The 24504-nt window shown below is 61.3% G+C and carries 29 protein-coding genes, 1 tRNA gene and 1 riboswitch; of the genes, 15 read left to right on the forward strand and 15 right to left on the reverse strand.

The annotated features are described in order from the left end of the window. The first annotated feature begins 35 nt into the window (after positions 1 to 35). The gene (locus EX00_RS19625; protein WP_047461518.1) at positions 36 to 1025 is read left to right on the forward strand and encodes an Hsp33 family molecular chaperone; all 990 of its coding nucleotides are present in this window, start codon (positions 36 to 38) and stop codon (positions 1023 to 1025) included. 6 nt (positions 1026 to 1031) lie between these two features. On the opposite strand, the gene apaG is transcribed toward EX00_RS19625, so the two are convergent. Both apaG and EX00_RS19635 read right to left on the reverse strand, forming a co-directional pair. Beyond that, entirely contained in the window at positions 1032 to 1424 is a 393-nt protein-coding gene (gene apaG / locus EX00_RS19630) for a Co2+/Mg2+ efflux protein ApaG (protein WP_047461521.1), read from the reverse strand. A gap of 321 nt (positions 1425 to 1745) precedes the next feature. Then, positions 1746 to 2930 carry an O-succinylhomoserine sulfhydrylase gene (locus tag EX00_RS19635; protein WP_047461524.1) on the reverse strand — a complete coding sequence of 395 codons (1185 nt, stop codon included), beginning with the start codon at positions 2928 to 2930 and terminating at the stop codon, positions 1746 to 1748. A gap of 43 nt (positions 2931 to 2973) precedes the next feature. Further along, positions 2974 to 3052, reverse strand: a riboswitch (SAM riboswitch). 171 nt (positions 3053 to 3223) lie between these two features. Here EX00_RS19635 and EX00_RS19640 point away from each other — a divergent pair. The 4 genes from EX00_RS19640 to EX00_RS19655 all read left to right on the forward strand — a co-directional run bounded on the left by EX00_RS19640 (position 3224) and on the right by EX00_RS19655 (position 6236). Next, positions 3224 to 4318 (forward strand): 2'-deoxycytidine 5'-triphosphate deaminase, encoded by a 1095-nt coding sequence (locus tag EX00_RS19640; protein ID WP_047461527.1) that lies wholly within the window; start codon positions 3224 to 3226, stop codon positions 4316 to 4318. Between the two features lie 58 nt (positions 4319 to 4376). Continuing rightward, positions 4377 to 4450 (forward strand) — tRNA-Gly (locus EX00_RS19645). 152 nt (positions 4451 to 4602) lie between these two features. Further along, positions 4603 to 5205: an acyltransferase gene (locus tag EX00_RS19650; RefSeq protein WP_047461529.1), complete on the forward strand. Its 603-nt coding sequence runs from the start codon at positions 4603 to 4605 to the stop codon at positions 5203 to 5205. A gap of 212 nt (positions 5206 to 5417) precedes the next feature. Next, a complete protein-coding gene (locus EX00_RS19655) occupies positions 5418 to 6236 on the forward strand; it encodes a transporter substrate-binding domain-containing protein (protein WP_234709061.1) in 819 nt (272 codons plus the stop codon). Positions 6237 to 6245: 9 nt separating this feature from the next. Here EX00_RS19655 and EX00_RS19660 read toward each other — a convergent pair whose 3' ends face one another. The 4 genes from EX00_RS19660 to EX00_RS19675 form a co-directional block, all read right to left on the reverse strand. Further along, on the reverse strand, positions 6246 to 6659 hold the full coding sequence (locus EX00_RS19660) for a tellurite resistance TerB family protein (protein WP_047461535.1): 414 nt from the start codon (positions 6657 to 6659) through the stop codon (positions 6246 to 6248). 82 nt (positions 6660 to 6741) lie between these two features. Then, the gene (locus tag EX00_RS19665) at positions 6742 to 7941 is read right to left on the reverse strand and encodes a thermonuclease family protein (RefSeq protein WP_047461538.1); all 1200 of its coding nucleotides are present in this window, start codon (positions 7939 to 7941) and stop codon (positions 6742 to 6744) included. A gap of 15 nt (positions 7942 to 7956) precedes the next feature. Beyond that, positions 7957 to 8610: a S24 family peptidase gene (locus EX00_RS19670; RefSeq protein WP_047461540.1), complete on the reverse strand. Its 654-nt coding sequence runs from the start codon at positions 8608 to 8610 to the stop codon at positions 7957 to 7959. A 137-nt stretch (positions 8611 to 8747) separates the two neighbouring features. After that, positions 8748 to 9176, reverse strand: a complete 429-nt coding sequence (locus EX00_RS19675; RefSeq protein WP_047461542.1) for a hypothetical protein — start codon at positions 9174 to 9176, stop codon at positions 8748 to 8750. Between the two features lie 106 nt (positions 9177 to 9282). On the opposite strand from EX00_RS19675, the gene EX00_RS19680 reads away from it, so the two are divergent. Both EX00_RS19680 and EX00_RS19685 read left to right on the forward strand, forming a co-directional pair. Continuing rightward, on the forward strand, positions 9283 to 9639 hold the full coding sequence (locus tag EX00_RS19680; protein WP_047461545.1) for a DUF952 domain-containing protein: 357 nt from the start codon (positions 9283 to 9285) through the stop codon (positions 9637 to 9639). Then, on the forward strand, positions 9636 to 10724 hold the full coding sequence (locus tag EX00_RS19685; protein WP_047461549.1) for a quinone-dependent dihydroorotate dehydrogenase: 1089 nt from the start codon (positions 9636 to 9638) through the stop codon (positions 10722 to 10724). The genes EX00_RS19680 and EX00_RS19685 overlap by 4 nt, the downstream gene beginning before the upstream one ends. Here EX00_RS19685 and EX00_RS19690 read toward each other — a convergent pair. The 3 genes from EX00_RS19690 to EX00_RS19700 are packed head-to-tail and all read right to left on the reverse strand — an operon-like array spanning position 10700 to position 12838. Further along, entirely contained in the window at positions 10700 to 12049 is a 1350-nt protein-coding gene (locus EX00_RS19690) for an MATE family efflux transporter (RefSeq protein WP_047461552.1), read from the reverse strand. The genes EX00_RS19685 and EX00_RS19690 overlap by 25 nt on opposite strands. Before the next feature lie 17 nt (positions 12050 to 12066). After that, positions 12067 to 12570 carry a CAP domain-containing protein gene (locus EX00_RS19695; RefSeq protein ID WP_047461555.1) on the reverse strand — a complete coding sequence of 168 codons (504 nt, stop codon included), beginning with the start codon at positions 12568 to 12570 and terminating at the stop codon, positions 12067 to 12069. Between the two features lies 1 nt (position 12571). Next, on the reverse strand, positions 12572 to 12838 hold the full coding sequence (locus EX00_RS19700) for a DUF6460 domain-containing protein (RefSeq protein WP_007695617.1): 267 nt from the start codon (positions 12836 to 12838) through the stop codon (positions 12572 to 12574). Positions 12839 to 13005: 167 nt separating this feature from the next. Between EX00_RS19700 and EX00_RS19705 the strand changes: the two genes are divergently transcribed. Beyond that, positions 13006 to 13950 carry a class I SAM-dependent DNA methyltransferase gene (locus EX00_RS19705; RefSeq protein ID WP_047461558.1) on the forward strand — a complete coding sequence of 315 codons (945 nt, stop codon included), beginning with the start codon at positions 13006 to 13008 and terminating at the stop codon, positions 13948 to 13950. A 106-nt stretch (positions 13951 to 14056) separates the two neighbouring features. Next, positions 14057 to 14692: a DUF6198 family protein gene (locus EX00_RS19710; RefSeq protein ID WP_047461561.1), complete on the forward strand. Its 636-nt coding sequence runs from the start codon at positions 14057 to 14059 to the stop codon at positions 14690 to 14692. 12 nt (positions 14693 to 14704) lie between these two features. On the opposite strand, the gene EX00_RS19715 is transcribed toward EX00_RS19710, so the two are convergent. Beyond that, on the reverse strand, positions 14705 to 14896 hold the full coding sequence (locus EX00_RS19715; protein ID WP_007695622.1) for a DUF2735 domain-containing protein: 192 nt from the start codon (positions 14894 to 14896) through the stop codon (positions 14705 to 14707). 101 nt (positions 14897 to 14997) lie between these two features. Between EX00_RS19715 and EX00_RS31490 the strand changes: the two genes are divergently transcribed. Both EX00_RS31490 and EX00_RS19720 read left to right on the forward strand, forming a co-directional pair. Then, entirely contained in the window at positions 14998 to 15141 is a 144-nt protein-coding gene (locus tag EX00_RS31490) for a hypothetical protein (RefSeq protein ID WP_155294092.1), read from the forward strand. Positions 15142 to 15337: 196 nt separating this feature from the next. Further along, positions 15338 to 16378, forward strand: coding sequence for a glutamine synthetase beta-grasp domain-containing protein (locus tag EX00_RS19720; RefSeq protein WP_047461564.1), 1041 nt, complete (start codon positions 15338 to 15340; stop codon positions 16376 to 16378). A gap of 87 nt (positions 16379 to 16465) precedes the next feature. On the opposite strand, the gene EX00_RS19725 is transcribed toward EX00_RS19720, so the two are convergent. After that, entirely contained in the window at positions 16466 to 16927 is a 462-nt protein-coding gene (locus EX00_RS19725) for a carboxymuconolactone decarboxylase family protein (RefSeq protein WP_047461568.1), read from the reverse strand. Positions 16928 to 16950: 23 nt separating this feature from the next. Continuing rightward, a complete protein-coding gene (locus EX00_RS19730) occupies positions 16951 to 17451 on the reverse strand; it encodes an RrF2 family transcriptional regulator (protein ID WP_047461572.1) in 501 nt (166 codons plus the stop codon). A gap of 96 nt (positions 17452 to 17547) precedes the next feature. Here EX00_RS19730 and EX00_RS19735 point away from each other — a divergent pair, with 96 nt between their 5' ends. Together EX00_RS19735 and pdeM are read left to right on the forward strand one after the other, a co-directional pair. Beyond that, positions 17548 to 20058 carry a ligase-associated DNA damage response DEXH box helicase gene (locus tag EX00_RS19735; protein ID WP_047461576.1) on the forward strand — a complete coding sequence of 837 codons (2511 nt, stop codon included), beginning with the start codon at positions 17548 to 17550 and terminating at the stop codon, positions 20056 to 20058. A 44-nt stretch (positions 20059 to 20102) separates the two neighbouring features. Then, a complete protein-coding gene (gene pdeM, locus EX00_RS19740) occupies positions 20103 to 20840 on the forward strand; it encodes a ligase-associated DNA damage response endonuclease PdeM (protein ID WP_047461580.1) in 738 nt (245 codons plus the stop codon). Here pdeM and EX00_RS19745 read toward each other — a convergent pair. Next, on the reverse strand, positions 20837 to 21397 hold the full coding sequence (locus tag EX00_RS19745; RefSeq protein WP_047461583.1) for a dihydrofolate reductase family protein: 561 nt from the start codon (positions 21395 to 21397) through the stop codon (positions 20837 to 20839). The genes pdeM and EX00_RS19745 overlap by 4 nt on opposite strands. 112 nt (positions 21398 to 21509) lie before the next feature. On the opposite strand from EX00_RS19745, the gene EX00_RS19750 reads away from it, so the two are divergent. After that, the gene (locus tag EX00_RS19750) at positions 21510 to 22010 is read left to right on the forward strand and encodes a winged helix-turn-helix transcriptional regulator (RefSeq protein ID WP_047461585.1); all 501 of its coding nucleotides are present in this window, start codon (positions 21510 to 21512) and stop codon (positions 22008 to 22010) included. A gap of 75 nt (positions 22011 to 22085) precedes the next feature. Here the strand turns inward: EX00_RS19750 and EX00_RS19755 are convergent, their stop codons facing one another. Continuing rightward, positions 22086 to 22895, reverse strand: coding sequence for a TIGR02186 family protein (locus tag EX00_RS19755; protein WP_047461588.1), 810 nt, complete (start codon positions 22893 to 22895; stop codon positions 22086 to 22088). Continuing rightward, positions 22892 to 23818, reverse strand: coding sequence for a sulfite exporter TauE/SafE family protein (locus EX00_RS19760; RefSeq protein WP_047461901.1), 927 nt, complete (start codon positions 23816 to 23818; stop codon positions 22892 to 22894). Before EX00_RS19760 ends, EX00_RS19755 begins: the two co-directional genes overlap by 4 nt. Positions 23819 to 24110: 292 nt before the next feature. Here EX00_RS19760 and EX00_RS19765 point away from each other — a divergent pair, with 292 nt between their 5' ends. Beyond that, positions 24111 to 24497, forward strand: a complete 387-nt coding sequence (locus EX00_RS19765; protein ID WP_234709058.1) for a hypothetical protein — start codon at positions 24111 to 24113, stop codon at positions 24495 to 24497. Positions 24498 to 24504: the final 7 nt, after the last annotated feature.

Here is a 24504-nt window from a genome sequence, read left to right on the forward strand (position 1 = left end):
CGCGTTAATGTCGCGGGCGCAGTAGGAGTAAAGCAATGGCGGAAAGTGCAGCCTCGCTGGGTCAATTCGATTTTGCCGGCGATGATCATGTCGTTCCTTTCCAGGTCGATGGTCTTGATGTGCGCGGCCGCGCCGTGCAGCTTGGACCTCTGCTGGATGGGATTCTTGCCCGGCACAATTATCCGGCCCCCGTTGCCCGGCTGCTGGCCGAGGCCGTGGTGCTGACTGTATTGCTCGGCACCTCGCTGAAGTTCGAGGGCAAGTTCACCGTGCAGACCAAGGGCGACGGACCTGTCGATCTTCTGGTCGCCGATTTCTCGACGCCGGAAAATGTCCGCGCCTATGCCCGTTTCGATGAGGAGGCACTGGCAAAGGCCGTGGCCGCCGGCGAGACCGAGCCGGAACAGTTGCTCGGCGAGGGCGTGCTCGCCTTCACCATCGATCAAGGTCGCTACAGCCAGCCCTATCAGGGGATCGTGCCACTTGATGGCGCCTCGCTCGAAGAGATCGCTGGGACCTATTTCCGCCAGTCGGAGCAAATCCCGACCCGCGTCCGTCTGGGCGCTGCCGAACTGTTTGACCGCGACGAGGCGGGCAAGCCGCGCCATCGCTGGCGGGCGGGCGGCCTGATCGCGCAGTTCCTTCCGGAAGCGCTGGAGCGCATGCGTCAGCCGGATCTTCACGGCGGCGACGGCGATAGCAATCCGCGCCATCACGTCGAGGACGATGCCTGGGAGGAAGCCCGGTCACTGGTCGAGACCATCGATGCCGACGAGCTGACCGATCCGCAGGTCGGCACCGAACGTCTGCTGTTCCGTCTCTTCCATGAGCGCGGCGTGCGCGTATACGAGCCGAAGGCAGTCTTCGACCGGTGCACCTGTTCGCGCGACAAGCTGAAGGGCGTATTGCAGGGCTTTTCCGCCGAGGAAATCGAAGCAAGCCTGGAGAATGGCGAAATCGCCGTCACCTGCGAGTTCTGCTCGACGACCTATCGGTTTGAAGCTTCCGAGGTAAAGGACGCCTGATCGGGCTCAGTTCAGCGTCCGCAGCAGATTGGGCGTATCCAGCGAGAAGGCGGGGATCTTGACGTGAAAGAGCTCCCCGTCATCCGTCTCCATCTGATAATGGCCGAACATCATGCCCGATGGCGTGTCGAGCGGGCAGCCTGACGAATATTCGTAGGTATCGCCGGGGCTAAGCCGCGGCTGCTCGCCGACGACGCCAGGTCCGGTCACCTCGTCGACCAGCCCGTTCTGATCGGTGATGTGCCAATAGCGGGTCACCAGCCGGACATTGTGGGTGGAATGGTTGGAAATGACGATGCGATAACCCCAGACATAGCGGTCGTCATCCGGATCGGATTGCTCCTCCAGATAAAACGGTTCGACGACGACTTCGATATCCCGTGTTAGAGCGCGATACATGCCTGACACCTTGGTCACTACTCCGAAACGCCGTGCGTTCCAATAAACGCACATCGGACGCTCCAGCATTTTAAGTCTAGGGCATCTTCTCCGCTTTCCATGATCCCACGAAAGCGGGACATTTAGCGGTATCCTATACACAACCTGTTCCGTCAAGGAACGGATCGGTGAAAACCCCTATAACGGGTAAATGATACGACTTTTCAGGGACTAAGGCTAGTTCCAAGGGCTAATCGGCCTTGGCCGAAGCTATCGGGCACGCCTGTTGCCAAGGCATGCCGCCCCGCCCGGACGAGATCCGGGCGGGTTGGATGACAAAACTCAGGCCGAAACCTGCTCCAGAGCGCGGGCGAAATCCTCGACCAGATCGTCGCCATCCTCGATGCCGGCGGAGAAGCGCACGGTGCCCGGCGAAATGCCGAGTTCGGCGCGGGCCTCGTCGGTGAGGTTCTTGTGCGTGGTGGTGGCCGGATGGGTGATCAGGCTCTTGCTATCGCCGAGATTGTTGGAGATTCTCACGATCTCCAGCGCATTCTGCAGCTTGAAGGCCGCTTCCTTGCCGCCCTTCAATTCGAAGGCCACCAACGTCGATCCGCCTGTCATCTGCTTGGCGATGATATCGGCCTGCGGGTGGTCCTTGCGGCCGGGATAGATCACCTTGGCGACCTTGCCCTGTTCGGCGAGGAAATCGGCGATCTTGGCGGCATTCGCCGTTTGTTGTGCGACCCGCAGCGGCAGCGTCTCGATGCCCTTCAGAAGCGTCCAGGCGGTAAACGGCGACATGGCCGGTCCGGTATGGCGGAAATAATCCTGCAGGTTCTCGTCGATCCACTGCTTGTCGGAGAGGATGACGCCGCCGAGCGAGCGGCCCTGGCCGTCGATATGCTTGGTGGCGGAGTAGACGACGATATGGGCACCGAGCTCCAGCGGCTTCTGGAACAGCGGCGTCGCGAAGACGTTGTCGACCACGACCTTGGCGCCGATCTGGTTGGCGAGCTTGGCAACGGCGGCAATGTCCACCACTTCCAGCGTCGGGTTGGTCGGGCTTTCCAGGAAGAACACCTTGGTTGTGGGACGGATGGCCTTTTCCCAGTTCTCGATGAAGCGGCCGTCGACCAGCGTGCACTCGATGCCGTATTTCGGCGCCAGTGTTTCGACCACCCAACGGCAGGAGCCGAACAGCGCGCGGGCAGCGACGATATGGTCGCCGGCCTTCAGCTGGCAGAGAATGGCGGCGGTGACGGCGGCCATGCCCGAAGCCGTGGCGCGAGCATCTTCCGCGCCTTCCAGCGCGCACATGCGCTTTTCGAACATGTCATTGGTCGGGCTGCCGTAACGGGCATAGATGAAACCGTCGGTCTCGCCCTTGAAGCGCGCCTCGGCGGCTTCCGATGTGTCGTAGACAAAGCCCTGGGTCAGATAGATCGCTTCGGATGTTTCGCCGAATTGCGAGCGGAGCGTTCCGCTGTGAACGAGTTGGGTTGCGGGGCGCCAAGTCTTGCTCATGCCATCACCACTTTCAAAACAAAAAAACCGGCCGCAATTGCAGACCGGTTTCAACCCGGTCTTTTTAGCCACTTATTTAACGTGGCTGCAAGCCGACCGGCCAAATCACCACGGGATAAGTTGCAATACTGCTGTTGACCGCTTGCGTCAATTCCCCGAGTTTGGTTTTGTCCGCGACAAATTATTGCCCGCGCATCCGTCAGGATGCGCAAAGGTCGCAGTAACATTTTGAATCGGCCTATAACCCTGCAAGTCGAAAATCCACTTGCAGGGTTATAGGCTGGGGAAGAGGCATGATGGCTCGCAATACTGGAATTTTGGCTGATCGCGCCATTGCCGCGCTCTTCGAAGCGGGGCGGCTGACGAGCGAACGGGAACTGGACGTCGATCAGATCCAGCCGGCGAGCCTTGACCTTCGCCTCGGCGCGCATGCCTTCCGCGTCCGCGCCAGCTTCATGCCCGGCCCGTCGCATCTGGTTGCCGACAAGCTCGACCGGCTGAAGCTGCATGTCATCGATCTTTCCGAAGGTGCCGTGCTGGAAACCGGCTGCGTCTATATCGTGCCGCTGATGGAGCGCCTCGACCTGCCGGCCGACATGTCGGCGTCGGCCAATCCGAAAAGCTCGACCGGCCGCCTCGATATCTTCACCCGCGTTATCACCGACCGGGCGCAGGAGTTCGACAAGATCCCGGCCGGCTATTCCGGTCCGCTCTATCTGGAAATCAGCCCGCGCACCTTCCCGATTGTCGTTCGTCGTGGCTCGCGCCTGTCGCAGATCCGTTTCCGGGTCGGCAAGGCGCTGCTGAACGAGCCGGAACTGATGGCGCTGCATGCCAGCGAAACGCTGGTTGCCAGCAAGCAGCCGAACGTCAACGGTGGCGGCATCGCGCTGTCGATCGACCTTGCCGGCGACAAGGAAGGCCTGATCGGCTATCGCGGCAAGCACCACACCGCCGTCGTCGATGTCGACAAGAAGGCGCAGCACGATATCTTCGATTTCTGGGAGCCGCTCTATAGCCGTGGCCGCACTGAGCTGATCCTCGATCCCGACGAGTTCTATATCCTCGTGTCGCGCGAAGCCGTGCATGTACCGCCGCATTATGCCGCCGAGATGACGCCCTTCGATCCCCTGGTTGGCGAATTCCGCGTCCATTATGCCGGCTTCTTCGACCCAGGCTTCGGCCATGCGCCAGCCGGCGGTCGTGGCAGTCGTGCCGTGCTGGAAGTGCGCAGCCACGAAGTGCCCTTCATCCTCGAAGACGGCCAGATTGTCGGCCGCCTGGTCTACGAACACATGCTGGAACAGCCCACCAGCCTTTACGGCTCGGGCGTCGGCTCGAACTATCAGGCGCAGGGTCTGAAGCTGTCGAAGCACTTCCGGCTGTGATTGGCCTTCTGCCGGCCTTGACAGAGGCCGGCAACTGTTGGACATCTCCGGATATCAGGCGGGTGTAGCTCAATGGTAGAGCAGCAGCTTCCCAAGCTGAATACGAGGGTTCGATTCCCTTCACCCGCTCCAAGTTCACGACAGACGCGAAATTTCTGGTTTCAGACGCTTGGCAACGTAGAGCCGAATGCGACGGTCAGACGCTGCCCCAATAAAACCTTTGTTTGTTCAGGTTAGTGCCAGACAACCATGACAGAAGGTCGTCCCTAACCGGAACGGACCAGATGCTCAACTTTGCGTCATTCTACAGACTGAAGGCGATCTTCACGCGCGGCGTGCTGCGGATCTCCCGCCGCACGAAGGTGCCGCGCGGCACGACGATCATCTGGAAGGATGGCAGTGTCCGCATCGGTACGAAGGCTTTTATCCGCAATGGCGTCGTCATCGACGCACAGCGTGGCAGCATCGCGATCGGCGATCATGCCTCCCTCAATGACTACGTCATTCTGCTGGGACGCGGTGGGATTACTATCGGCAGCGACGTGCGGATTGCCGCCCATGCGATGGTCGTGTCGTTCGATCACAATTTCGATGATCCGACGCAGCTCATCCGCATGCAGGGTGTGACCAAGAAGCCCGTCGTCATCGAGGACGATGTCTGGATCGGCGCCGGAGCGAAGATCCTCGGCGGCTCGCACATCGCCAAGGGCTGTGTCATCGGCGCGAATGCCGTCGTCAAGGGAAAGACCGTGCCCTATGGCATCTATGTCGGCTCTCCCGCGCGCCTGATCAGGCGGCGAGGGGACAAGCGCCAAGGCGACAAGAGCAAGGGCATCCCCGCAAAACTCGAATTGCTTCCACGCCCCAAGCGGATTGCGGATCATTAGGCAAAGTTGCCCTTGCATCCGATGATATTGCCATGCCGATCCGGGACTTTCCCGTTTGCGGCACGGCGCGATATTCCCCCTTCGGCATGACTCTGTTACACCGGTCTTGAAATCAGCAAGCTGAACACCCGACCGGAGGCCCGATCATCCTTATGCGCGTTTGCCTTTCGTCGTTGATATCCGCTGTGAAATCCGTGACGGGCGCAGCGCTGATGGCAGCCTCCTGCGCCATGCCTGTTGCCGCGCAGCAAGCGCCGCCGCCGTCCGGCTTGCCGGTCCTCTTTGATGCGCGCGAACGCCTGCCGAAACCGGATCTTTCCACGCTGGTCAGGCTGCGCTTTCTTACCTCCGTCGACTTCCCGCCCTTCAATTTCGCCGATCAGAACGGCAAGCTCTCGGGCTTCCATGTCGATCTCGCCCGCGAGATCTGCGATGAGCTCGGCATTTCGGATAAATGCCAGATCCAGGCACTGCCCTTCGAGGAGTTGCAGACCGCGCTTTCGGCGTCGCAGGGGGACGCGGTGATCGCCGGCGTCGCGGTGACGCCGGAGCTGCGCAAGACTTTTGCCTTCTCACGCCCCTTCCTGATGCTGCCCGCCCGGTTCGTGCGCAATCTCAAGGCGCCGATCGACGGCCGTACGGCGACGGCCCTTGTGGGCCATTCGGTCGGCGTGGTCAGGGGCACGACGCATGAGGCGATGCTCTCGGCCTTCTTTCCGGCGATCAAGCCGGTGCCCTTCGACGACAAGGCTGCGCTTCTGGCGGCCGTCAAGGACGGCAAGGTCGAAGCCGCCTTTGCAGATGGATTGCAATTGTCCTTCTGGGTGTCGTCGCCCTCGGCCGAAAAATGCTGCGCCTTGTTCGACGGCCCTTACCTCTCGCAGCAATTCCTTGGCGAGGGCATGACCATCATGCTGCGCGAGCAGGACGCCGACCTGACGGCCGCGATCAACCATGCCCTGGCGACCCTGTCGCGCAACGGCCGGCTGCAGGAAATCTATCTGCGTTATTTCCCCTACGGGCTCTACTGACCGAGCCCTTCAGCCCTTGCGATAGCGGGCGATGGCGCTGCGCTCGATGGCGGCACAGGTGAGCTTGCCGAGATCAAGCCGATCGCGCAATAGGCTCAAGAGGCGCAGTTCTTCGGCCTTCACCGAGAAGTCGGCGGAGGCGACCTCGACGGCAAGCGCATAGGCGGTGTCGTAAAGCCGTGGTGGCAAGGTATCGCGCACGGTTTCCAGCACGATGTCGAGTCCCTCGCTGCCGGCCAGAAGCTTGGCGCAATCGCGCGAAACTTCGATCAGTTTTTCGTCATCGAAGCCCTTGAAGACGGGCAGCGCATGGATCAGCTCGCCGATCCGGCCCAATTCCCGGTCGTTCATCGTCCGGTCGACGGCGGATGCAATGACCATGACGTAGATCAGGGCCTCTTGGACGGAAAGCGGCTTGTTCATAATGAAGCAAAATCCTTTGAAACTGGCGGCACACTAGAAAGTCCTGTTTGTCATGACAAGAGCCGGTGGCGGAAGCGTGGCGTCAGATCGGATTAAGCGGGTCTTCCTTGGCAGGCGCTGGCGCGAGTGTCGATTTTCGGCCCTTGCGCGGGTCGTCGCCATAAATGCCGCGCTTCTGCTGCTTCGCCTGTTCCGCAACGGCCGCCAACGGCGATCCAGCCTCCGGCTCCGCCCAGCCGAAGCGCACGAGCCATTCGCTGAGATCGATGCGGACATAGCGGCAGTTTCCCGTTACCGTGCCTTGCCAGGTCTGGCTCGGCAGGTCGCAATCGATGATCCGGCCGCGCAGATACATGCGGAAAGCCGTGCGCGCCGCCGTCCCGCAAGGCCAGCTCTTGCCATCAGACCCGGCGCACATGCGACCGACATCGGTCGGAATGATGCCGGAAAGCTGCACGCTCCTGTTGCCGACTGTCAGCATGCCGGCTCGGTCCGAAGACGGCCGTATCAGCTCCACGGGTTCCATCCCTCCGGCTTGCTTCTGGTCATCGCTTGGCGTTTGGCTGCCGCCCGGCGACGCCTGTTGTGAGGACGGTACCATAGGCGCCGTCCGGTGGGCCGCGGCCGCGGCTGCCCTGTCGGCCTGGTCGGCGGGTGCCGGGGGCGGCGATGCTTGCTTTGGTTTCGTTTGCTCCGTCTCGGCCTTCTGGGGTGGAGGCTGGTCCGCAGTGGCTTGTGTCGAAGAAGATTGCTCCGGTTCAGCCGTTTTTATCTCGGGCGCGGTTGCCGGGGCCGTTTCGGATTGTGTCGGCTGAGCAGTCGGCGTGGCCTGCGGCTCCGTCGCTGGCTTTGTCGCGGGCGACTTGTCCTGATCGGCAGGCGCCACGGCTGCGTCCTTTGCGACATTCTCCGCTGTCGGGGATGGCACCACCGCAGGCGTGGATGTCGAGGGTGTGGCGGGCGGCTCGCTCTTGGTCGTGGTTGGAGCCGCTGTCTCAGCCGTGATAGTTGCTGCCGGAGCGACCGTGCCGGCCGTTATGGGCAATGCCTTTTTGGGTGCTGTATCCGTCAGCGTCTGTGCCGGCGTGACATCGGCTTGCGCTATCTCGATCGGCGCCAGTTTCGGCGCTGCCGCTGCGGCTGGCTGATTTTCCGCTTCGGTCTTGCTCGTTGTGCGACCCGGTAGGTGGAAACCGTGTTCGTTCACCTGCACGGCAACCAGGGTCAGCCATGAACCGACCACGGCACCTGCCACACCTGCAAGCCAAATATCACGACGCATAGCGGGAAAACTTTCCTATTGGCTGGCCCAAATGATCCGGGCGATCCATTCCACATCCGCAAGATCAAAGCTGCGATTGGGATGTTCGGGGTTGAGCGACAGCAGTTCGATCGATTTTGCGCTCTGCCGCAGCAGCACCTTGGCCATGACCTCGCCCTCGCGGGTCTTCACCACCACGCGGTCGTTGCGCCGGATCTGCGCACCCGGCTCGACGATCAGCACGTCGCCGTCGCGATAGAGCGGCAGCATGCTTTCGCCCTGAACCTCCAGTGCATAGACGCCGCCCTTCTGCCCCGGTGCTGCCGGAAACTCCACCATGTCCCAGCCCTGGCCGGCCGGAAAGCCGCCATCGTCGAAAAAGCCGCCGGCGCCGGCCTGCGCGAAGCCGAGCAGCGGAATGGAGCTAGAGGCATAATCCGCGCTGCCGTTGCCTCTCTCCGTTGGGCGCAGGATGCCGAGAAACTGCTCCATGCTGGCCCCGGTCGCGCCCAATACCTTGGCGATCGATTCCGTCGAGGGCCAGCGCAGGCGTCCGTCCTGGCTCAACCGCTTCGATTTGTTAAAGGATGTGGGATCGAGGCCAGCGCGCCGGGCAAGGCCGGATGGCGTCAAGGCATAGCGTTCGGCAAGCTTGTCGATCGCGCTCCATATCTGCTCATGTGACAGCATCGCCGCTCAGCACCCGTGCGCCGGATATCCGGCGTTTGATCTTTAAGGAAAGGTTAACCGAGGCTTTTTTGCGAGTAAAGGCCGGGGTAGGAATAAGGTCCTTTATCCCCTTGCTTTTGCTCCTGGTTCCGAAGCTGTCAGGTTTTCTGCGGCAGCGCCTTGTTGCCGGGTTCCTCGTTCTGGAATTCCTTGGCCATGCCCATGAAGCCGCGCATGAATTTCTGCATGATGCCGAGCGTGCGGTCGACATCGGCGTCGCTCGGCAATGTCGATCCGCTGCTCGAGGCCGCGGTCTTTTCCAGCTTGGTGACACGGTCGGAGAGACGGTCGAGTTCGTCGTCATAGGCGGCGCGTTCGTCGGCGGCCATGCGGCAGACCAAATTGCCGCTTTGGTCCTGGCAGATCGACATCGCGCCGGTCTGCTTGTCGAGGCGGATGAAATGATCGCCGCTGCGCTCGAGCTGGAAGCGTGTTGCGTCCGGCTCGGCGGCGTGGCTTGGTACGGCAAGAAGAAGAGTGGCGGGCAGGAGCAGGGCTGCGAGGCCCGTTACGATTTCCTTCGTCATGTCATCCTCCGGATTTTCTGCGTTAAAACCCTAAATCCACCACGGAAACCGTGGACATCGGCTGATGTTTTCGTGCAAAGCCCTATCAGAACATGTTTACACGGGGATGATGACCGCGATGCCAGTGGTTTACAAGATCGTGCCAGATACGCTCTGGCAGCAAACCAGACAAACCGGCGTTTTTCATGGCGCGTCGATCGACCTGACTGACGGCTTCATCCATTTGTCGACGGCGAAGCAATCGAAAGAGACGGCGGCGCGGTACTTTGCCGGCCAGCAAGGCCTGTTGCTGGTGGCGATCGACAGCGATGCTCTCGGTGAGAAGCTGGTGTTCGAGCCTTCGCGCGGCGGCGATCTCTTCCCGCATCTTTATGCAACGCTCCCACTTTCGGCCGTGCTTTGGGAAAAGCCGCTGCCGATCGGCCCCGATGGCGTGCATGTCTTTCCGGAGACCTCAGAATGATCGGCGCTTTTCGTGACCTTAGCCGGCGTGGCCTCTTCCTGCTTGATCCGGAAACGGCGCATGGCATGTCCATTGCCGCTCTGAAGTCCGGCCTCGTGCCTGCTTGCCGGGTAAGCAACGATCCGCGCTTGCGCCAGACCGTGGCCGGACTCGACTTCGCCAATCCGCTCGGCATGGCCGCCGGCTACGACAAGAATGCCGAAGTGCCCGAGGCACTGCTAAAACTCGGCTTCGGCTTTACGGAGATCGGTACGGTGACGCCGAAGGCGCAGCCCGGCAATCCGCGCCCGCGCATCTTCCGCCTGGTCGAGGACGAGGGCGTCATCAACCGCCTCGGCTTCAACAATGAGGGCCACGAGGCCGCTCTCCGGCGCCTTCAGCCCATCCGTGGGACGGGCATCATCGGCGTCAATATCGGTGCCAACAAGGATAGTGCCGACCGGATCGCCGATTACGTCGCCGGCATCCGCCGCTTCTATTCGGTGGCGCGCTATTTCACCGCCAATATCTCCTCGCCCAACACGCCGGGCCTGCGCGACCTGCAGGGACGCGAAAGCCTGTCGGTGCTGCTCTCGGCGGTGCTTGCCGCGCGTGACGAAGAAGCCGCCAAGGCCGGCAAAAAGATCCCGGTCTTCCTGAAGATCGCACCGGACTTGACTGAAGAGGGCATGGACGACATCGCCGCCGAAGTTTTGGCGCATTCGCTCGATGGGCTGATCGTCTCCAACACCACGTTGGCGCGCGATGGCCTGAAGGATCAGGCGCAGGCCAAGGAAGCCGGTGGCCTCTCGGGCAAGCCGGTGTTCGAAAGGTCGACCGCCGTGCTCGCCAAGATGCGCCGCCGCGTTGGTGCCGCCCTGCCGATCATCGGCGTCGGTGGAGTCTCCTCGGCGGAAACGGCGCTGGAGAAGATTAAAGCCGGCGCCGATTTGGTGCAGCTCTATTCCTGCATGGTCTATGAGGGGCCGGGCCTGCCGGGCCGCGTCGTTGCCGGCCTGTCGAAGCTGCTCGACCGCGAACGCGTCGCCTCGATCCGCGAGCTGCGTGACAGCAAGCTTGATTACTGGGCCGATCGGAACGTCTGATCGACCCGCTTTTTCAGGCCGATGATTAGGAAAATACCACGGAACAGCAGGAAGGCGTTCATGGCCAGCCACAGGCCGTGATTGCTGAAGGCTGGCACGAGGACGGCCAGCGCAACGAGGTAGCCAACAAAGGATAGCAGCATGCGGTTGCGCATGGCGCTCGACCATGTGGCGCCGATGTACACGCCGTCCATCAGGAAGGCGAGCGCACCCGTCAGCCCAGATATGGCGGCCCAGGGCATATAGGCCCCGGCGGCGGCGCGTACCTCTTCGGACGTGGTCAGCAGGCGGATCAGCGCCGGCCCGGCCGCAAAGAAGAATAGGGCGGCGGCAAAGGCCAGCCCGAAGGACCAGAGGCCGGTCAGCTTCAGCCCACGCTCGAAAGCCGGGCGATAATTGGCGCCGATCGCGCGCCCGGTGATCTGCTCGGCGGCATTGGCCAGCCCGTCCAGATAATAGGCGGATAGCAGCAGGAAGTTCATCACCACCGCGTTGGCGGCAAGGGTGATGGAGCCGAAGCTGTTGCCGATGCGGGTCATCAGCGTGAAGGCGCCGAGCAGCACGAAGGTGCGGATGAGGATGTCGCGGTTGAGCGCGAAGAGCTGCTTGAGCTTGGCGGGCGACAGCAGCTCGGCGCGGCTGGGCCGTGGTTCACCGGAGAAGCTTTTGAGCACGATGGCAAGGCCGGTAAGCGTGCCGGCTGCCTCGCCGATCAGCGTGCCCCAGGCGACTCCCGTCACACCCCAGCCAAGCCAGAGGCCGAGCACCAGGGCGAGGATGATGTTGACGCCGTTGATGACCGTTTGCAGTAGCAGGCCGATGCGGCCCTGGCCGCGCCCGAGTACGAAACCGAGAATGGCGTAATTGGCAAGAGCCATCGGGCCGGCCAGCATGCGGATCGAGAAATAGGTGCGTGTCGCCTCGGCAACGCCGCCCTCCGGCCCCATCAGCTTGATGCCGAGCCAGAGCAGGACGGGTGACAACAGGACGATCAGGCTGCCGCACGCAAGCGCCGAGAGCAGCGCCCGCCAGAAAATCGCCTGCTGCTCATGCTGGTCATGGCGGCCAAAGGCTTGCGCCGTGAGGCCGGTGGTCGAGGCGCGCAGGAAGTTGAAGCTCGAGAAGATAAGATCGAAGAGCATGGCGCCGATCGCCAGGCCCGCCAGCGCGTCCGGCTGGCCGAGTTGCCCGACGACAGCCGTGCCGACAATGCCGAGCAATGGCGTCGTGATGAAGCCGAGCGTCATCGGAAGGGCGATGGACAGCACCAGCCGGTGCGTCACGTCAAAGGGTAGGACCCTGCCGCCGCGCTCTTGTTGATCCATCTCCGGTCGGCCTCTCCTCAATTCGAGGAGAGCACCATGGACCAGTAGGGCCTGCCACCGGAAGAGGGGGTATAGGCGAGAGCGACGCCGAGACCATCATATTTGCCGAGCATGTTGTGCAAATGCTTCGGAGAGTTGATCCAGGCCGTTACGGCTGCATCGACGCCCTTCTGTCCCTCGGCGATGTTCTCGGCGGCCGGCAGCGTGACACCGCTTGCCTTGACGCGCTTGCCGAAATCGTCACCAATGCCGATCAGGTGCTCCATCTTGCCGGCATCGGCCATGCGCCGGGCCTGATAGACGGCTGCCGAGCTGGCGGCGGTATCGATCTTCAGCGGCGGCAATCCGTTTTTGGCGCGCAAGGCATTGACGAGCGGCAGCGCGGAGGCGGTCTGGTCGCTGGCCGGTATGTTGGAGAGATGGCTCGGCGACGTAGCGCAACTCGCGACGATGGCGGCGAGCGCAAGGCCGGTGAGACGCAGCGCATGGCGCCGCGCGAAAGACGGAGTTTTTGGGATCATATCAACGACGGTAGTTGAAAAGGCGCAGGAGGATGAAAAGCGGGATGACGAGCGTGGCGCCAAGCACCAGGTAATCGCCGAATTCGCCGAGTGCGGCAAAGCCGCTGTGCCAGAGATCCAGCAGGAAGCGGCGGACGCCATAAAGGAAGTCGAGTGGCCGCCAGCCGAAGAACTTCATCGTGAAGCCGACGATCAGCGACACGATGATAAGCTTCACCAGCGTGCGGCCGGGCGAGTCGCCGAGGAACTTGTTCATCTGATCGGACATGCTGACGTCTCCATAATGCCTGTAGAGCGGTCCTGAGATAGGGTTGCGACCCGGAACTCGCAAGCACTTTTGCCTCAGCGCTCACCTGAAACAGGTGCCTGCCTGAAATAGGACTTGAGTTTTTTTGTGGCCGCGTCCAAAGGCGGAGGTCAAATAGGATCAAATCCATGCTGCCGAGCCAGCTTTCCTCCGGCGACGTCATTGCCGACCGTCGTGCCGACTATGCGAAGATGCTCGCCGAAGGCGGCGAACCTGCCAGCGCTGCCGAGCTGATGGAGCAGGCGCTGGAGCTGGTGCCCGGCTGGGCCGCCGGCTGGTTCAATCTCGCGACCTATCGTGAAAAGGCGGGAAATGTGCAAGGCGCTGTCGACGCGCTCAACAAGGTCCTGATACTCGACGAAGACGATGTCTTCGGTGCGCGGTTGAAGCTCGCGGTTCTGGGAGCTGCCGAGCTGCCCGAACAGCCGCCGAGCCGCTATGTCGAACGGCTGTTCGACGATTACGCCGACCGGTTCGAGACATCGCTGGTCGAAAAGCTTGGCTATAGCGTGCCGCAGAAACTCTCGGCCCTGATCGCCGAAACGGCCGATATGCCGGCGCATTTCCAGCTCGCCATCGATCTCGGCTGCGGCACCGGCCTGTTCGGTCCGGAAATCCGCGCGAAGGTCGACCGGCTGGAAGGGTTCGATTTGTCGAAGGGCATGCTTGCCAAGGCAGAGGACAAGGGCGTTTACGATCATCTCGCCCAGGCCGACCTGTCGCTGGCGCCGCCCCTGTCCGGCATGTTCGACGGAGTGCTGGCGCCGGCCCGCGCGGACCTGGTCACCGCCGCCGACGTGCTGATGTATCTCGGCAATCTTGAAAGTGTGATGGTGATTGTCGCGGAGCTGGCCGCTCCCGGCGCCGTGTTCGCTTTTTCGGTCGAGGATGCACAGGAGGCGGACGGTTATCTCTTGCGGGATTCGCTGCGCTTTGCCCATTCGGAGGCCTATGTGAGGACGCTTCTGGCCGCTCACGGCTTCGTCGTCTACAATCTGGCCCGCAGCGTCATTCGCAAGGATGGCGGAAAACCGGTGCACGGCATTCTGTTCGTTACGCGGAAATCCGCCTGACGGATCGAATCTTGCAAAATTCGAATAGGTCAGCATTCCTTACATATTCCGCTTGATTGTCGGCCCCGCTTTCCGCAGAATCCCTGGAAAATAAAGGGAAAGTATCATGGCGAGCCTGAAGAGCGCTTTCGGCGTCTGGAACACCTCCGCTACGCGGCATTCGCTTGTCGAGGATATCCAGGGCATATTGTCCGGCAGCCTGATATCGTCGCTCGGGCTCTTCTGCCTGTCGAGCGCCGGACTTTTGACGGGCAGCACGGCGGGCATCGCCTTTTTGCTGCACTACGCGATCGGCGTGAATTTCGGCCTGGCCTTTTTCGTCGTCAACCTGCCGTTCTTCTATCTGTCCTGGAGGCAGCTCGGCCGCGCCTTCACCATCAAGACCTTCATCGCCATCGCGCTGACCTCGCTGCTGACGAACCTGCAGCCGCGGCTGTTCGAAATCGCTCATATCAACGCCTTCTGGTCGGCGCTGCTCGGCGGTGTCCTGCTTGGCTTCGGGCTGCTCGCACTCTATCGCCACCGCGCCAGCCTGGGCGGTGTCGGCATATTGGGCATCTATCTTCAGGAGAGGTTCGGGATACGCGCCGGTCTTGTCCAGCTTGCGGTCGACATGTGCGTGCTCGCGGTCGCCTTTACGGTGGCCACGCCGTTCGTGGTCATCTGCTCGGTGCTGGGCGCGGTCGCGCTCAACCTCTTCGTGGCGATCAACCATCGGTCGGATCGCTACATCGCCTTTTAGATCGGCGGAAGCTTATTGTTTGCGGGTTGTGTCGGAGTCCGCGATGGCGGCTTCGTGATACCAGCTGTCGAAATCGACCACGGCGACGCGCGGGCCGATGTCGGGATTAAGGTTCACATGGCTCCGCTGACCGGCGGGAATAGTCCGGGCCTTGATCGGAAACTGAAAAATCTTTGCCGTTTCGTGCAGTGGGCTGATGGCCATTACGATGTCTCTCCCTTTTGATGCTCAAGCGGGTGCGCTTCAAGAGACAGCTTATATATAGCAGAGTTGAAGCCCATTTTTCAGGTGTTTGCATAAAAAAAATGCAAAACGTTGAAATTATGGGCAATTTTGAGGTTTTATCGCTGCGGATCGTGGGTTTTGTCGCCAAATTGCTGCGCTGCTTCGAATCTGGTGCGCTGCGACAAGTTGTCAGCCATTTGCCTGCAAATAGTTCAGGATTTTGAGAGAATCGGACGCATGGCGGTCGAAAGCCGGCCCGATTTGACTCGGAACTGCATGTTTTTCTCGAATTGAGCGCCGCGATGGTGGAATCTGGCATGTCACATGCATGGCGTTGGTCAGCCGTTTGTAGTGAAAATTTTTGGGCGGGCGCGCCTTCGATTTTTTCTGCTTCGCCTGATTAACTCTATGAGGTGCGTAATGACTAAATTTAAGCTCGAGTATATCTGGCTCGACGGGTATACCCCAGTACCGAACCTGCGTGGCAAGACACAGGTCAAGGAATTCACCGATTTCCCGACGCTCGAGCAGCTCCCGCTCTGGGGTTTTGACGGTTCGTCGACGCTGCAGGCCGAAGGCCGCAGTTCGGATTGCGTGCTGAAGCCTGTTGCCATTTACCCGGACCCGGCTCGCACCAACGGCGCACTGGTCATGTGCGAAGTCATGATGCCGGACGGCGTCACGCCGCATCCGTCCAACAGCCGCGCGACCATCCTTGACGATGAAGGCGCATGGTTCGGCTTCGAGCAGGAATACTTCTTCTATAAGGACGGCCGTCCGCTCGGCTTCCCGGAAGCCGGCTACCCGGCTCCCCAGGGCCCGTATTACACCGGCGTCGGCTACAGCAATGTCGGCGATATCGCTCGCGAGATCGTCGAAGAGCATCTCGACCTTTGCCTGGAAGCCGGCATCAACCACGAAGGCATCAACGCCGAAGTGGCCAAGGGCCAGTGGGAATTCCAGATTTTCGGTAAGGGCTCCAAGCGCGCCGCCGACCAGATCTGGATGGCCCGCTACCTGTTGCAGCGCCTGACGGAAAAGTACGGCATCGACATCGAGTTCCATTGCAAGCCGCTCGGCGATACCGACTGGAATGGCTCGGGCATGCACTGCAACTTCTCGACCACGTTCATGCGCGAAGTTGGCGGCAAGGCCTATTTCGAAGCGCTGATGGCTCAGTTCGACAAGAACCTCGACGATCATATCGCCGTCTACGGCCCAGACAACGACAAGCGTCTGACCGGCAAGCACGAAACGGCTCCGTGGAACAAGTTCAGCTACGGCGTTGCCGACCGCGGTGCTTCGATCCGCGTTCCGCATTCCTTCGTGAAGAACGACTACAAGGGCTACCTCGAAGATCGTCGCCCGAACTCGCAGGGCGACCCCTACCAGATCGCTTCGCAGGTTCTGAAGACCATCTCGGAAGTCTCCACGGAAGGCTTCGCTTCGGCTGCTGCCTAAGTGTTTTCGGCCTCGGTTCGCCGACATCGACACAAATAAAAAAGCGCGGGATTTCGATCCCGCGCTTTTTGCTTTTGGAGACTGCCCTCAGGCGGCTTTGCTTGCCGCATCGATCGGATGCTGCGCGCGGAAGCCGACGGCAAGCCGGTTCCAGACGTTGATCGTGCCGATCGCAACAGTGATCTTGACGATCTCCTCTTCGCTGAAATGCTGCTTCAGCACTTCGAAATCCGCATCCGGCGCGCCGGTTTCGGCAATCTTGGTCACCGCATCGACCCAGCCGAGCAAAGCGCGTTCGCGGGCGTCATAAACAGGCGATTCCCGCCAGACGCACATCAGGTTGATCCATTGTTCGCTGAGGCCGTCGTGGCGGGATTCCTTGACATGCATGTCGACGCAATAGGCGCAGCCATTGATCTGCGAAGCGCGCAGCTTGATCAGGTGAATGAAGCGGCGCTCCAGGCCGCAGGTCTGGACGAAGTTTTCCAGCGCCGTGACGGCTTTGTAGGAGTCCGGCGAGGCTTTGGCGAAGTTGAAGCGGGGATGCATGGTTCTCTCCTTGGGTTTTCGATCTATCGGTTGGTTCTGCGTTCATTGAGGGCAAGGAAGGCGCAGCCTCTTGCCGCGATGGAGCCGTCGTCATTCTCCGCGAGGTCGGCCAGAATGTCGGCGATAGCGGTTTTGGCCAGTTCGGCGCGGTAGACCCTTTCGGCGGCCAGCATCGCCGCGCTGATGCCGCAGGGTTTCGTGAAATATTTGCCCGGCAGCGGGTTCGGCCCACGCTGACGAATCTCGGCGCAGCGAAAGGCGGGCGCTGGTCCTTCGACCGCAAGGACAATATCGAGGAGGCTGATATCTTCCGGCAGGCGCGCCAGCCGGTAGCCGCCCTTGGGGCCGGGCACAGTGTCGACAATGCCGGCGCCGGAGAGCGCCTGCAGATGCTTCAAGAGATAACTCACAGACACCCCATGAAACTCGGCAATCGCCGCCGCCGAAAGCACGCCGCCTTCGGACAATCCGGCGAGCACTGCAACGCTGTGTATCGCTTGTTCCACGCCTTCGCCGAGTTTCATCACCTTGCCCTTTTTCTATCGTGGATATTTTTTATCCGCGATTATCGTGTGCGTCAAGCCTCTTCTTTTTCGTGGATTTCTCGCTACTTTCGCAACGTGGACCAGATCGATTCCGAGAGCTGTCTTGCCTTGCCTGCCCCCTTTATCCGCTGGTTCGCGGAAAAGGGCTGGCAGCCGCGCGCGCATCAGCTCGAACTATTGGCCCGCGCAGAGGCCGGCGAGAGCACGCTGTTGATCGCTCCGACGGGCGCGGGTAAGACGCTGGCTGGCTTCCTGCCGTCGCTCACGGACCTGACACGCCGGGGCAAGATCCCGCCCGGTTCTGCTTTCACCGGTATCCACACGCTCTACATCTCGCCGCTGAAGGCGCTGGCGGTTGATATCGAGCGCAATCTGATGAGGCCGGTCACGGAAATGGGCCTGCCGGTCTCCGTTGAAAACCGGACCGGCGATACGCCGAGCGGCAAGCGCCAGCGCCAGAAACTCAATCCGCCTGATATCCTGCTGACGACGCCCGAGCAGGTGGCGCTGCTGCTTGCCAATCGCGAGGCCGAGCGTTTCTTCAAGGACCTGAAATACATCATCCTCGACGAGCTGCATTCACTGGTGACGTCGAAGCGCGGCCACATGCTGTCGCTCGGTCTCGCCCGCATCCGCAAGTTGGCGCCGTGCGTGCAAACCATTGGTCTTTCCGCTACCGTCGCCGAGCCGATGGATTTGCAGAAATGGCTGGTGGCGCAGGAGGAGGGGACTGAGCGGCATGCCGGGCTGGTCATGGTCGAGGGCGGCGCCAAGCCCGATATCTCGATCCTTGCGACCGACGAACGCATCCCCTGGTCCGGCCATTCCGCCAAATATGCCATCCCTGATATCTATCGCGAGCTGAAGGAGCATCAAACGACGCTTCTCTTCGTCAACACGCGCTCGCAGGCGGAAATGCTGTTTCAGGAGCTGTGGTCGGCCAATGACGACAATCTGCCGATCGCGCTGCATCACGGCTCGCTCGATGTCGGACAGCGCCGCAAGGTCGAGGCCGCCATGGCCGCCAACCGGCTGCGCGCCGTCGTCGCCACCTCGACGCTCGATCTCGGCATTGACTGGGGCGATGTCGATCTCGTTATCCATGTCGGCGCGCCGAAGGGGGCGAGCCGCCTTGCACAGCGCATCGGCCGCGCCAATCACCGCATGGATGAGCCTTCCAAAGCAATCCTCGTGCCCGCCAATCGTTTCGAGGTGATGGAATGCCAGGCGGCGCTCGACGCGAATTACGTGGGCGCGCAGGACACGCCGCCGGTCGGCGCCGGCGCGCTCGACGTGCTTGCCCAGCATATTCTCGGCATGGCCTGCGCCGAGCCGTTCGACATGCTGGAACTCTATGACGAGGTCTGCAGCGCTTCGCCCTATGCTGATCTTTCCTGGGAGACCTTCGAGCGCATCGTCGATTTCGTTGCCACCGGCGGCTATGCGCTACGCACCTACGAGCGCTATGCCCGCATCCGCAAGACGCCGGAGGGGCGCTGGCGGGTCTCCAACCCGCAGGTGGCGCAGCAATATCGCCTGAACCTCGGCACCATCGTCGAAGAGGCGATGCTGAATATCCGCATGGTGAAGCGTAATGCCCTCGGCTCGCTCGGCCGAGGCGGGGCGTCTCTCGGCAAGGTCGAGGAATATTTTCTCGAGCAGCTTTCGCCCGGCGACACGTTTCTCTTTTCCGGCAAGGTGCTGCGCTTCGAAGGCATTCGCGAGAATGAATGCCTGGCCTCGCAGGCCTTCTCCATGGACCCGAAAATCCCGTCTTATGCCGGCGGAAAGTTTCCGCTGTCGACCTATCTCGCCGATCAGGTGCGCTCGATGATCGCCGATCCAGATCGATGGCGTCGCTTGCCGGATCAGGTGCGCGACTGGCTGGAAATTCAAAAAGAAAAGTCGATGCTGCCGAAGCGCGACGAGTTGCTGATCGAGACCTTTCCGCGCGGCAGCCGCGCCTACATGGTCGCCTATCCCTTCGAAGGTCGCCTGGCGCACCAGACGCTCGGCATGTTGCTGACGCGGCGGCTGGAGCGGGCAGGGGCAAAGCCGATGGGCTTCGTCGCCACTGATTATTCGCTCGGCATCTGGGGGCTTGAGGACTTGGGCGTGATGATCGCCAACGGCCACCTCAGCCTTTCCGATCTCTTCGACGAGGACATGCTCGGCGACGATCTCGAGGCGTGGCTCGATGAATCTTTCCTGCTGAAGCGCACCTTCCGCAATTGTGCCGTGATTGCCGGCTTGATCGAGCGTCGTCATCCCGGCAAGGAAAAGACCGGCCGGCAGGTGACGGTGTCGGCCGACCTGATCTATGACGTGCTGCGCAGCCATGAGCCCGACCATATCCTGATGCAGGCGACACGGCAGGATGCGGCGACGGGACTTTTGGATATCGGCCGTCTTGGGGATATGCTGAAGCGAATCAAGGGCCATATCACCCACCGGGCGCTGGACCACATCTCGCCGCTCGCCGTGCCGGTGATGCTTGAAATCGGCAAGGTGCCGGTGCCGGGCGAGGCCCACGATGTCCTCTTGGCCGAAGCGGCGGATGATCTGATCCGCGAGGCGATGGAATAAAGCATGGATCATGCGAAACGAGTGATGAAGGTAGACTAAAGGTGATGAACCGGCTGGCGCTAGCGCGAGAGATGAATGGCCAGGCGACCGGTGCGGCGCCCGCATCGGGCGTAGAGACCGCCGTTCACGGTGTCGCTGCCGTCTGCGATCCGCTCGGCGCGCTCTATCTGCCGGATGCCGGCATTCTCGTCGTCTCCGATCTGCATCTGGAAAAAGGTGCGGCCTTCGCGCGGCGCGGCATGTTGCTGCCGCCTTACGATACGCTGGCGACGCTGACGGTGCTTGCCGCCGTCATCTCCCGCTACGACCCGAAGCTCGTCGTCTCGCTCGGCGATAACTTTCACGACCGCGTCGGCTCGCAGCATCTGCCGGAGGAATTTCGCAGCCTGATCGTCACCATGGCGCGCGGCCGCGAATGGATCTGGATCAACGGCAATCACGATCCGGATGGCACCGTCGATCTGCCCGGCCAATCCGTCGATGAAATGCATTATGGCGGGCTGACCTTCCGCCACGAGCCGAAGGGCGGCCCACAGGCTGGGGAGATCGCCGGCCACCTGCATCCCTCCGCGACGGTTCGCCGTCGCGAGAAATCCGTCCGCCGCCCGTGCTTCGCCACCGACCGCGCCCGCCTGCTGATGCCGGCTTTCGGCGTCATGACCGGTGGGCTGGACCTGCGCCACAAAGCCATGACCGGCCTGTTTGACCGGGAAAGCCTCATCGCCCATCTACTCGGCCGCGACCGGATCTATTCGGTGCGCTTCGGCAATCTCTCGGCCTAGACCGCTTTCGCAGGCTCATAGCGCAGGATTACCGCCCCAGTCTTCAGCGGCGTGGAGTCGATGAGCTTCATCGGCCGCTGCTCCGCTGCCGGCTTGAAATGCGGATTGCCGGCGCCGAGAACGACGGGGACGAGGCAGATGCGGATCTCGTCCACCAATCCCGCCTTCAGCAATACATCCGTCACCTCGGCACTGCCGAAGACGAACATGGTCTTGCCCGGCTCTGCTTTCAGTATCCTGACTTCGGCGGCGATGTCGGAAACGACGCGGGTATTGTTCCACTCCGCCTTGTCCATCGTCCGCGAGGCGGCGATCTTGGCAATGCCATTCATATAGGCGGAAATATCGGGTGTTTCCGTCGCGCTCGGCCAGTAAGCCGCCATGCCCTCGTAGGTCTTGCGGCCGAAGATCAGGAGATCGCCTTCCTGACCGAGATCGGTCGCATAGCGCTCCAGCTCGTCTCCCCAGGCGAGCATGTGGAAATCCAGATCCCAGGGCTTCGTTCCCTCGAAATATCCGTCGAGCGTCATAAGGTTCCAGACAACAAGCTTTCTCATCGATTTCCTCCTTGGTGATAACCGCATCATAATCAAAACTGGTTGCTAAAAGCAAGCGGTTGAAAGCTAGATCGACTGATGGCAAAATGCAAGCAGTTTTTTGGAGATCTTTATGGACGCACCTCATCGCTCTGGCTGCCCGATCAATCTGACGCTCGAAATCCTCGGCGACCGCTGGAGCCTGATCATCATCCGCGACATCATGTTCGGCAATCGCCGGCATTTTCGCGAGCTTTTGCATAACTCGCAGGAGGGCATTGCCTCCAACATCCTGGCTGATCGGCTGAAGCGGCTGGTGGAGCGCGGGCTTCTGACCCGCGACGACGATCCAACCCACAAGCAGAAGGCCATCTACAGCCTCACCGAAATGGCGATCGACCTCGTGCCGCTCTTCGCCCATATGGGCGCCTGGGGTCGCAAGCATCTGCCAGTCTCGGAAGAGCTGTCGATCCGTGCCGAGCTGTTGGAGGATGGCGGGCCGGCGCTCTGGGAGGATTTCATGGAGGAGTTGAGGGCAAGGCACCTGGGCAAGGTGCTGCCGCCGGGCACACCGTCGGTGCTTGGGCGGCTGACGGAGGCCTATCTGGAGGTGGTGGCGCGGAAGAGTGCTTGATGCGGCTGTAGGGCGTGAGGGGGGTATCAGAGGTGCGGCATAAACGAGGTTTCTGTTCAAGCTTCCAAAAGAAGCTCAGCTCTTCCGGAACACGAAACTCGCCGTCCATCCGGTGATCACCGCCAGCAACACCGAAAACGCGCCATAGGCGATTGGCTGTCCGTGCGCCGCGTCGGTGATGGTTTGCTCTATGCCGGTCTTGATGACGCGCAGCGGCAGGGATTTTTCGCTGAGGAACTTGCCGCTCTTGAAGAGATAGGCGCGCACCGTATGCACGCCATTCGGCACGTTGGCCGGAAGCCTCAGCGTTGCCTTGAACAGGCTGGAGCTGACGAAGCGTACGCCGGCCGGATCGCTTTCATAAAGGCCGCCGGATTGCTGCAGCCGCCGGAAGGCTTGCCGGAATTCCGGCACATCGGCGCCGCTGCCGACAAAGCCTACCGGGATGAGCGGAATATGGTCCGTACCGATACCGCGATCGTTCAGCTCGAGCGGCGCGGTGATGTTGTCGACGGCTCGCGTGCTCGACAGCGAATAGGCCTGCGGCACATGCTCGAAGGTCATCGAGCGGGTGTTGACCCAGATGCCGAAGACACGCTCCTTCTTGCGCACGGTGGCATTTTCGCGCGGCCCTTCCAGCACGACGACGATATCGTATTGGCCGATCGCCAGAAGAAGCTGGTCGGTATTGCCGAGTGCGCCGAAGATCGTCAGGTCCGCGCCGGTGAAATCGGAGGTGATGGCGATTTCGCTGGTCGAAGTGCCGATCTCCATCGTCTCGCGCGCCGTGGTGGAGGTGGTCGGCTGGTCGAGCAGCACCTGTGCTTCAGCGTTGAATGGCGCAAGCAGGAGGCCGGCTGCGAGGATCAGGGCATAACGTCTCATCGGCCCGACCCTTCGAGCACGACCGAATAGATATCGGCGGGCGTGACCACCAGCGCGATCGCCAGGCGCAGGCCAACCGCAAGCACCAGCAGGCCAAGCAAGGCGCGCAGCTGTTCGCCGCGCAGCTTCTGGCCGACGCGCACGCCGTATTGCGCGCCGATAACGCCAGCCACCATCAGCAGGAAGGCGAGCACGATATCGACGGAATAGTTGGTCGCCGCCTGGACGATGGTGGTGTAGGCGGTGACGAAGATGATCTGGAACAGCGAGGTGCCGACCACGACATTGGTCGGGATGCGCAGCAGGTAGATCATCGCCGGCACCATGATGAAGCCGCCGCCGACACCCATGACCGACGTCAGGATGCCGATGCCGAATCCGAGGCCGATCACCGGGATGACGCTCAGATAGATCTTCGATTTCTTGAAGCGCATCTTCAGAGGCAGTCGGTGCACCCAGCTATGATGCCCCGGTCGGCGGGGCGCCGCCGGCTCGTTGCGGGCGGCGCGGCGCATCGCGTTCAGGCTTTCCCACAGCATCAGCCCGCCGATCGTGCCGAGGAAGACGACATAGAGCAGCGAGATGAAGAGATCGAGCTGGCCGAGGCGCCGGAGCAGCGAGAAGATCCAGATGCCAAGAGTGGCCCCCGAAAGACCGCCGATCAGAAGCACGCCGCCGAGTTTCATATCCAGCGTGCCGCGCCGGAAATGCGTGATGGCGCCAGAGATCGACGAGGCGACGACCTGGTTGGCGCCGGTGGCAACGGCGACGACGGGCGGGATGTTGTAGAAGATCAGAAGCGGCGTGATCAGAAAGCCACCGCCGACGCCGAACATGCCGGAGAGAAACCCTACGGCTGCGCCCATGCCGAGAATAATGAAGATATTCACGGACAGTTCTGCGATCGGCAGATAGATCGTCACGGTCTGATCCCAGTTGCAGACATCCGGACGCAAACGAGCGGACGCCTATGGATAATTCCCCATTAAACACAGGAGCCTAATCTGAAATGATTGCCAGAGCCTTAGGAAAAGCGCTGACGTCTCTCCGCTTTTGCAGTCTTCATCCCAGCTTAGCGTGGCTTTTTTCGCGATTGTGTGACGGTTTCCATCAGGATGCAAAGCCGGCGTAAAGCCGCTATAGGCCTTTTTGTCGTCACAGGCGTGTTGCTAGAATTGGTCGAACACGCACAAGTTTAACACATGAGGGATTCGGTTGCGAAAACTTGCTATTTCGATCTTGGTTGCCGCCATGGGTGTCGCATCGGTCGCCGCCGCGCAAGCGGATCGGTCTGTGATGATCGCCAAGCAGTATGGGATCGCAACCGGCCTTGCCGCCAATTGCCCGAACCTGACCCTCAACGAGAGCAAGGTGGACGCATTTCTGGATGCCGAGGGAATTCACAGGGTCGACCGCGTCGAGGGCGCGCCATTTCACGAGACCGTCATCGAGGCAATCAAATCCGCCGACGACATGATCAGGCAATCGCCGGCCGGAAAGAAAAACGACAGCAAGGGCAAGCAGACTTTCGCCTGCAAGACGCTGCTTGAGGTCATGCATCGCAACGACAGCGTGCTCAAGGGCTTCCTTGATCCGAAATAAGGCTTTC

The sequence above is a fragment of the Martinezella rhizogenes genome (genome assembly GCF_000799715.1).
Classification (GTDB): Bacteria; Pseudomonadota; Alphaproteobacteria; order Rhizobiales; family Rhizobiaceae; genus Rhizobium; species Rhizobium rhizogenes_C.

Excerpts from the sequence above, each read along its gene's own strand:
- EX00_RS19690 (WP_047461552.1), bottom strand. The coding sequence starts at position 12,049 with ATGGATCAACAAGAGCGCGGCGGCAGGGTCCTACCCTTTGACGTGACG.
- EX00_RS19710 (WP_047461561.1), top strand. The coding sequence starts at position 14,057 with ATGGCGAGCCTGAAGAGCGCTTTCGGCGTCTGGAACACCTCCGCTACG.
- EX00_RS19705 (WP_047461558.1), top strand. The coding sequence starts at position 13,006 with ATGCTGCCGAGCCAGCTTTCCTCCGGCGACGTCATTGCCGACCGTCGT.
- EX00_RS19685 (WP_047461549.1), top strand. The coding sequence starts at position 9,636 with ATGATCGGCGCTTTTCGTGACCTTAGCCGGCGTGGCCTCTTCCTGCTT.
- EX00_RS19730 (WP_047461572.1), bottom strand. The coding sequence starts at position 17,451 with ATGAAACTCGGCGAAGGCGTGGAACAAGCGATACACAGCGTTGCAGTG.
- apaG (WP_047461521.1), bottom strand. The coding sequence starts at position 1,424 with ATGTATCGCGCTCTAACACGGGATATCGAAGTCGTCGTCGAACCGTTT.
- EX00_RS19665 (WP_047461538.1), bottom strand. The coding sequence starts at position 7,941 with ATGCGTCGTGATATTTGGCTTGCAGGTGTGGCAGGTGCCGTGGTCGGT.
- EX00_RS19670 (WP_047461540.1), bottom strand. The coding sequence starts at position 8,610 with ATGCTGTCACATGAGCAGATATGGAGCGCGATCGACAAGCTTGCCGAA.
- EX00_RS19750 (WP_047461585.1), top strand. The coding sequence starts at position 21,510 with ATGGACGCACCTCATCGCTCTGGCTGCCCGATCAATCTGACGCTCGAA.
- EX00_RS19625 (WP_047461518.1), top strand. The coding sequence starts at position 36 with ATGGCGGAAAGTGCAGCCTCGCTGGGTCAATTCGATTTTGCCGGCGAT.
- EX00_RS31490 (WP_155294092.1), top strand. The coding sequence starts at position 14,998 with ATGCAAAACGTTGAAATTATGGGCAATTTTGAGGTTTTATCGCTGCGG.
- EX00_RS19660 (WP_047461535.1), bottom strand. The coding sequence starts at position 6,659 with ATGAACAAGCCGCTTTCCGTCCAAGAGGCCCTGATCTACGTCATGGTC.
- EX00_RS19755 (WP_047461588.1), bottom strand. The coding sequence starts at position 22,895 with ATGAGACGTTATGCCCTGATCCTCGCAGCCGGCCTCCTGCTTGCGCCA.
- EX00_RS19680 (WP_047461545.1), top strand. The coding sequence starts at position 9,283 with ATGATGACCGCGATGCCAGTGGTTTACAAGATCGTGCCAGATACGCTC.
- EX00_RS19655 (WP_234709061.1), top strand. The coding sequence starts at position 5,418 with ATGGCAGCCTCCTGCGCCATGCCTGTTGCCGCGCAGCAAGCGCCGCCG.
- EX00_RS19675 (WP_047461542.1), bottom strand. The coding sequence starts at position 9,176 with ATGACGAAGGAAATCGTAACGGGCCTCGCAGCCCTGCTCCTGCCCGCC.
- EX00_RS19715 (WP_007695622.1), bottom strand. The coding sequence starts at position 14,896 with ATGGCCATCAGCCCACTGCACGAAACGGCAAAGATTTTTCAGTTTCCG.
- EX00_RS19725 (WP_047461568.1), bottom strand. The coding sequence starts at position 16,927 with ATGCATCCCCGCTTCAACTTCGCCAAAGCCTCGCCGGACTCCTACAAA.
- EX00_RS19650 (WP_047461529.1), top strand. The coding sequence starts at position 4,603 with ATGCTCAACTTTGCGTCATTCTACAGACTGAAGGCGATCTTCACGCGC.
- pdeM (WP_047461580.1), top strand. The coding sequence starts at position 20,103 with ATGAACCGGCTGGCGCTAGCGCGAGAGATGAATGGCCAGGCGACCGGT.
- EX00_RS19745 (WP_047461583.1), bottom strand. The coding sequence starts at position 21,397 with ATGAGAAAGCTTGTTGTCTGGAACCTTATGACGCTCGACGGATATTTC.
- EX00_RS19700 (WP_007695617.1), bottom strand. The coding sequence starts at position 12,838 with ATGTCCGATCAGATGAACAAGTTCCTCGGCGACTCGCCCGGCCGCACG.
- EX00_RS19635 (WP_047461524.1), bottom strand. The coding sequence starts at position 2,930 with ATGAGCAAGACTTGGCGCCCCGCAACCCAACTCGTTCACAGCGGAACG.
- EX00_RS19640 (WP_047461527.1), top strand. The coding sequence starts at position 3,224 with ATGATGGCTCGCAATACTGGAATTTTGGCTGATCGCGCCATTGCCGCG.
- EX00_RS19695 (WP_047461555.1), bottom strand. The coding sequence starts at position 12,570 with ATGATCCCAAAAACTCCGTCTTTCGCGCGGCGCCATGCGCTGCGTCTC.
- EX00_RS19720 (WP_047461564.1), top strand. The coding sequence starts at position 15,338 with ATGACTAAATTTAAGCTCGAGTATATCTGGCTCGACGGGTATACCCCA.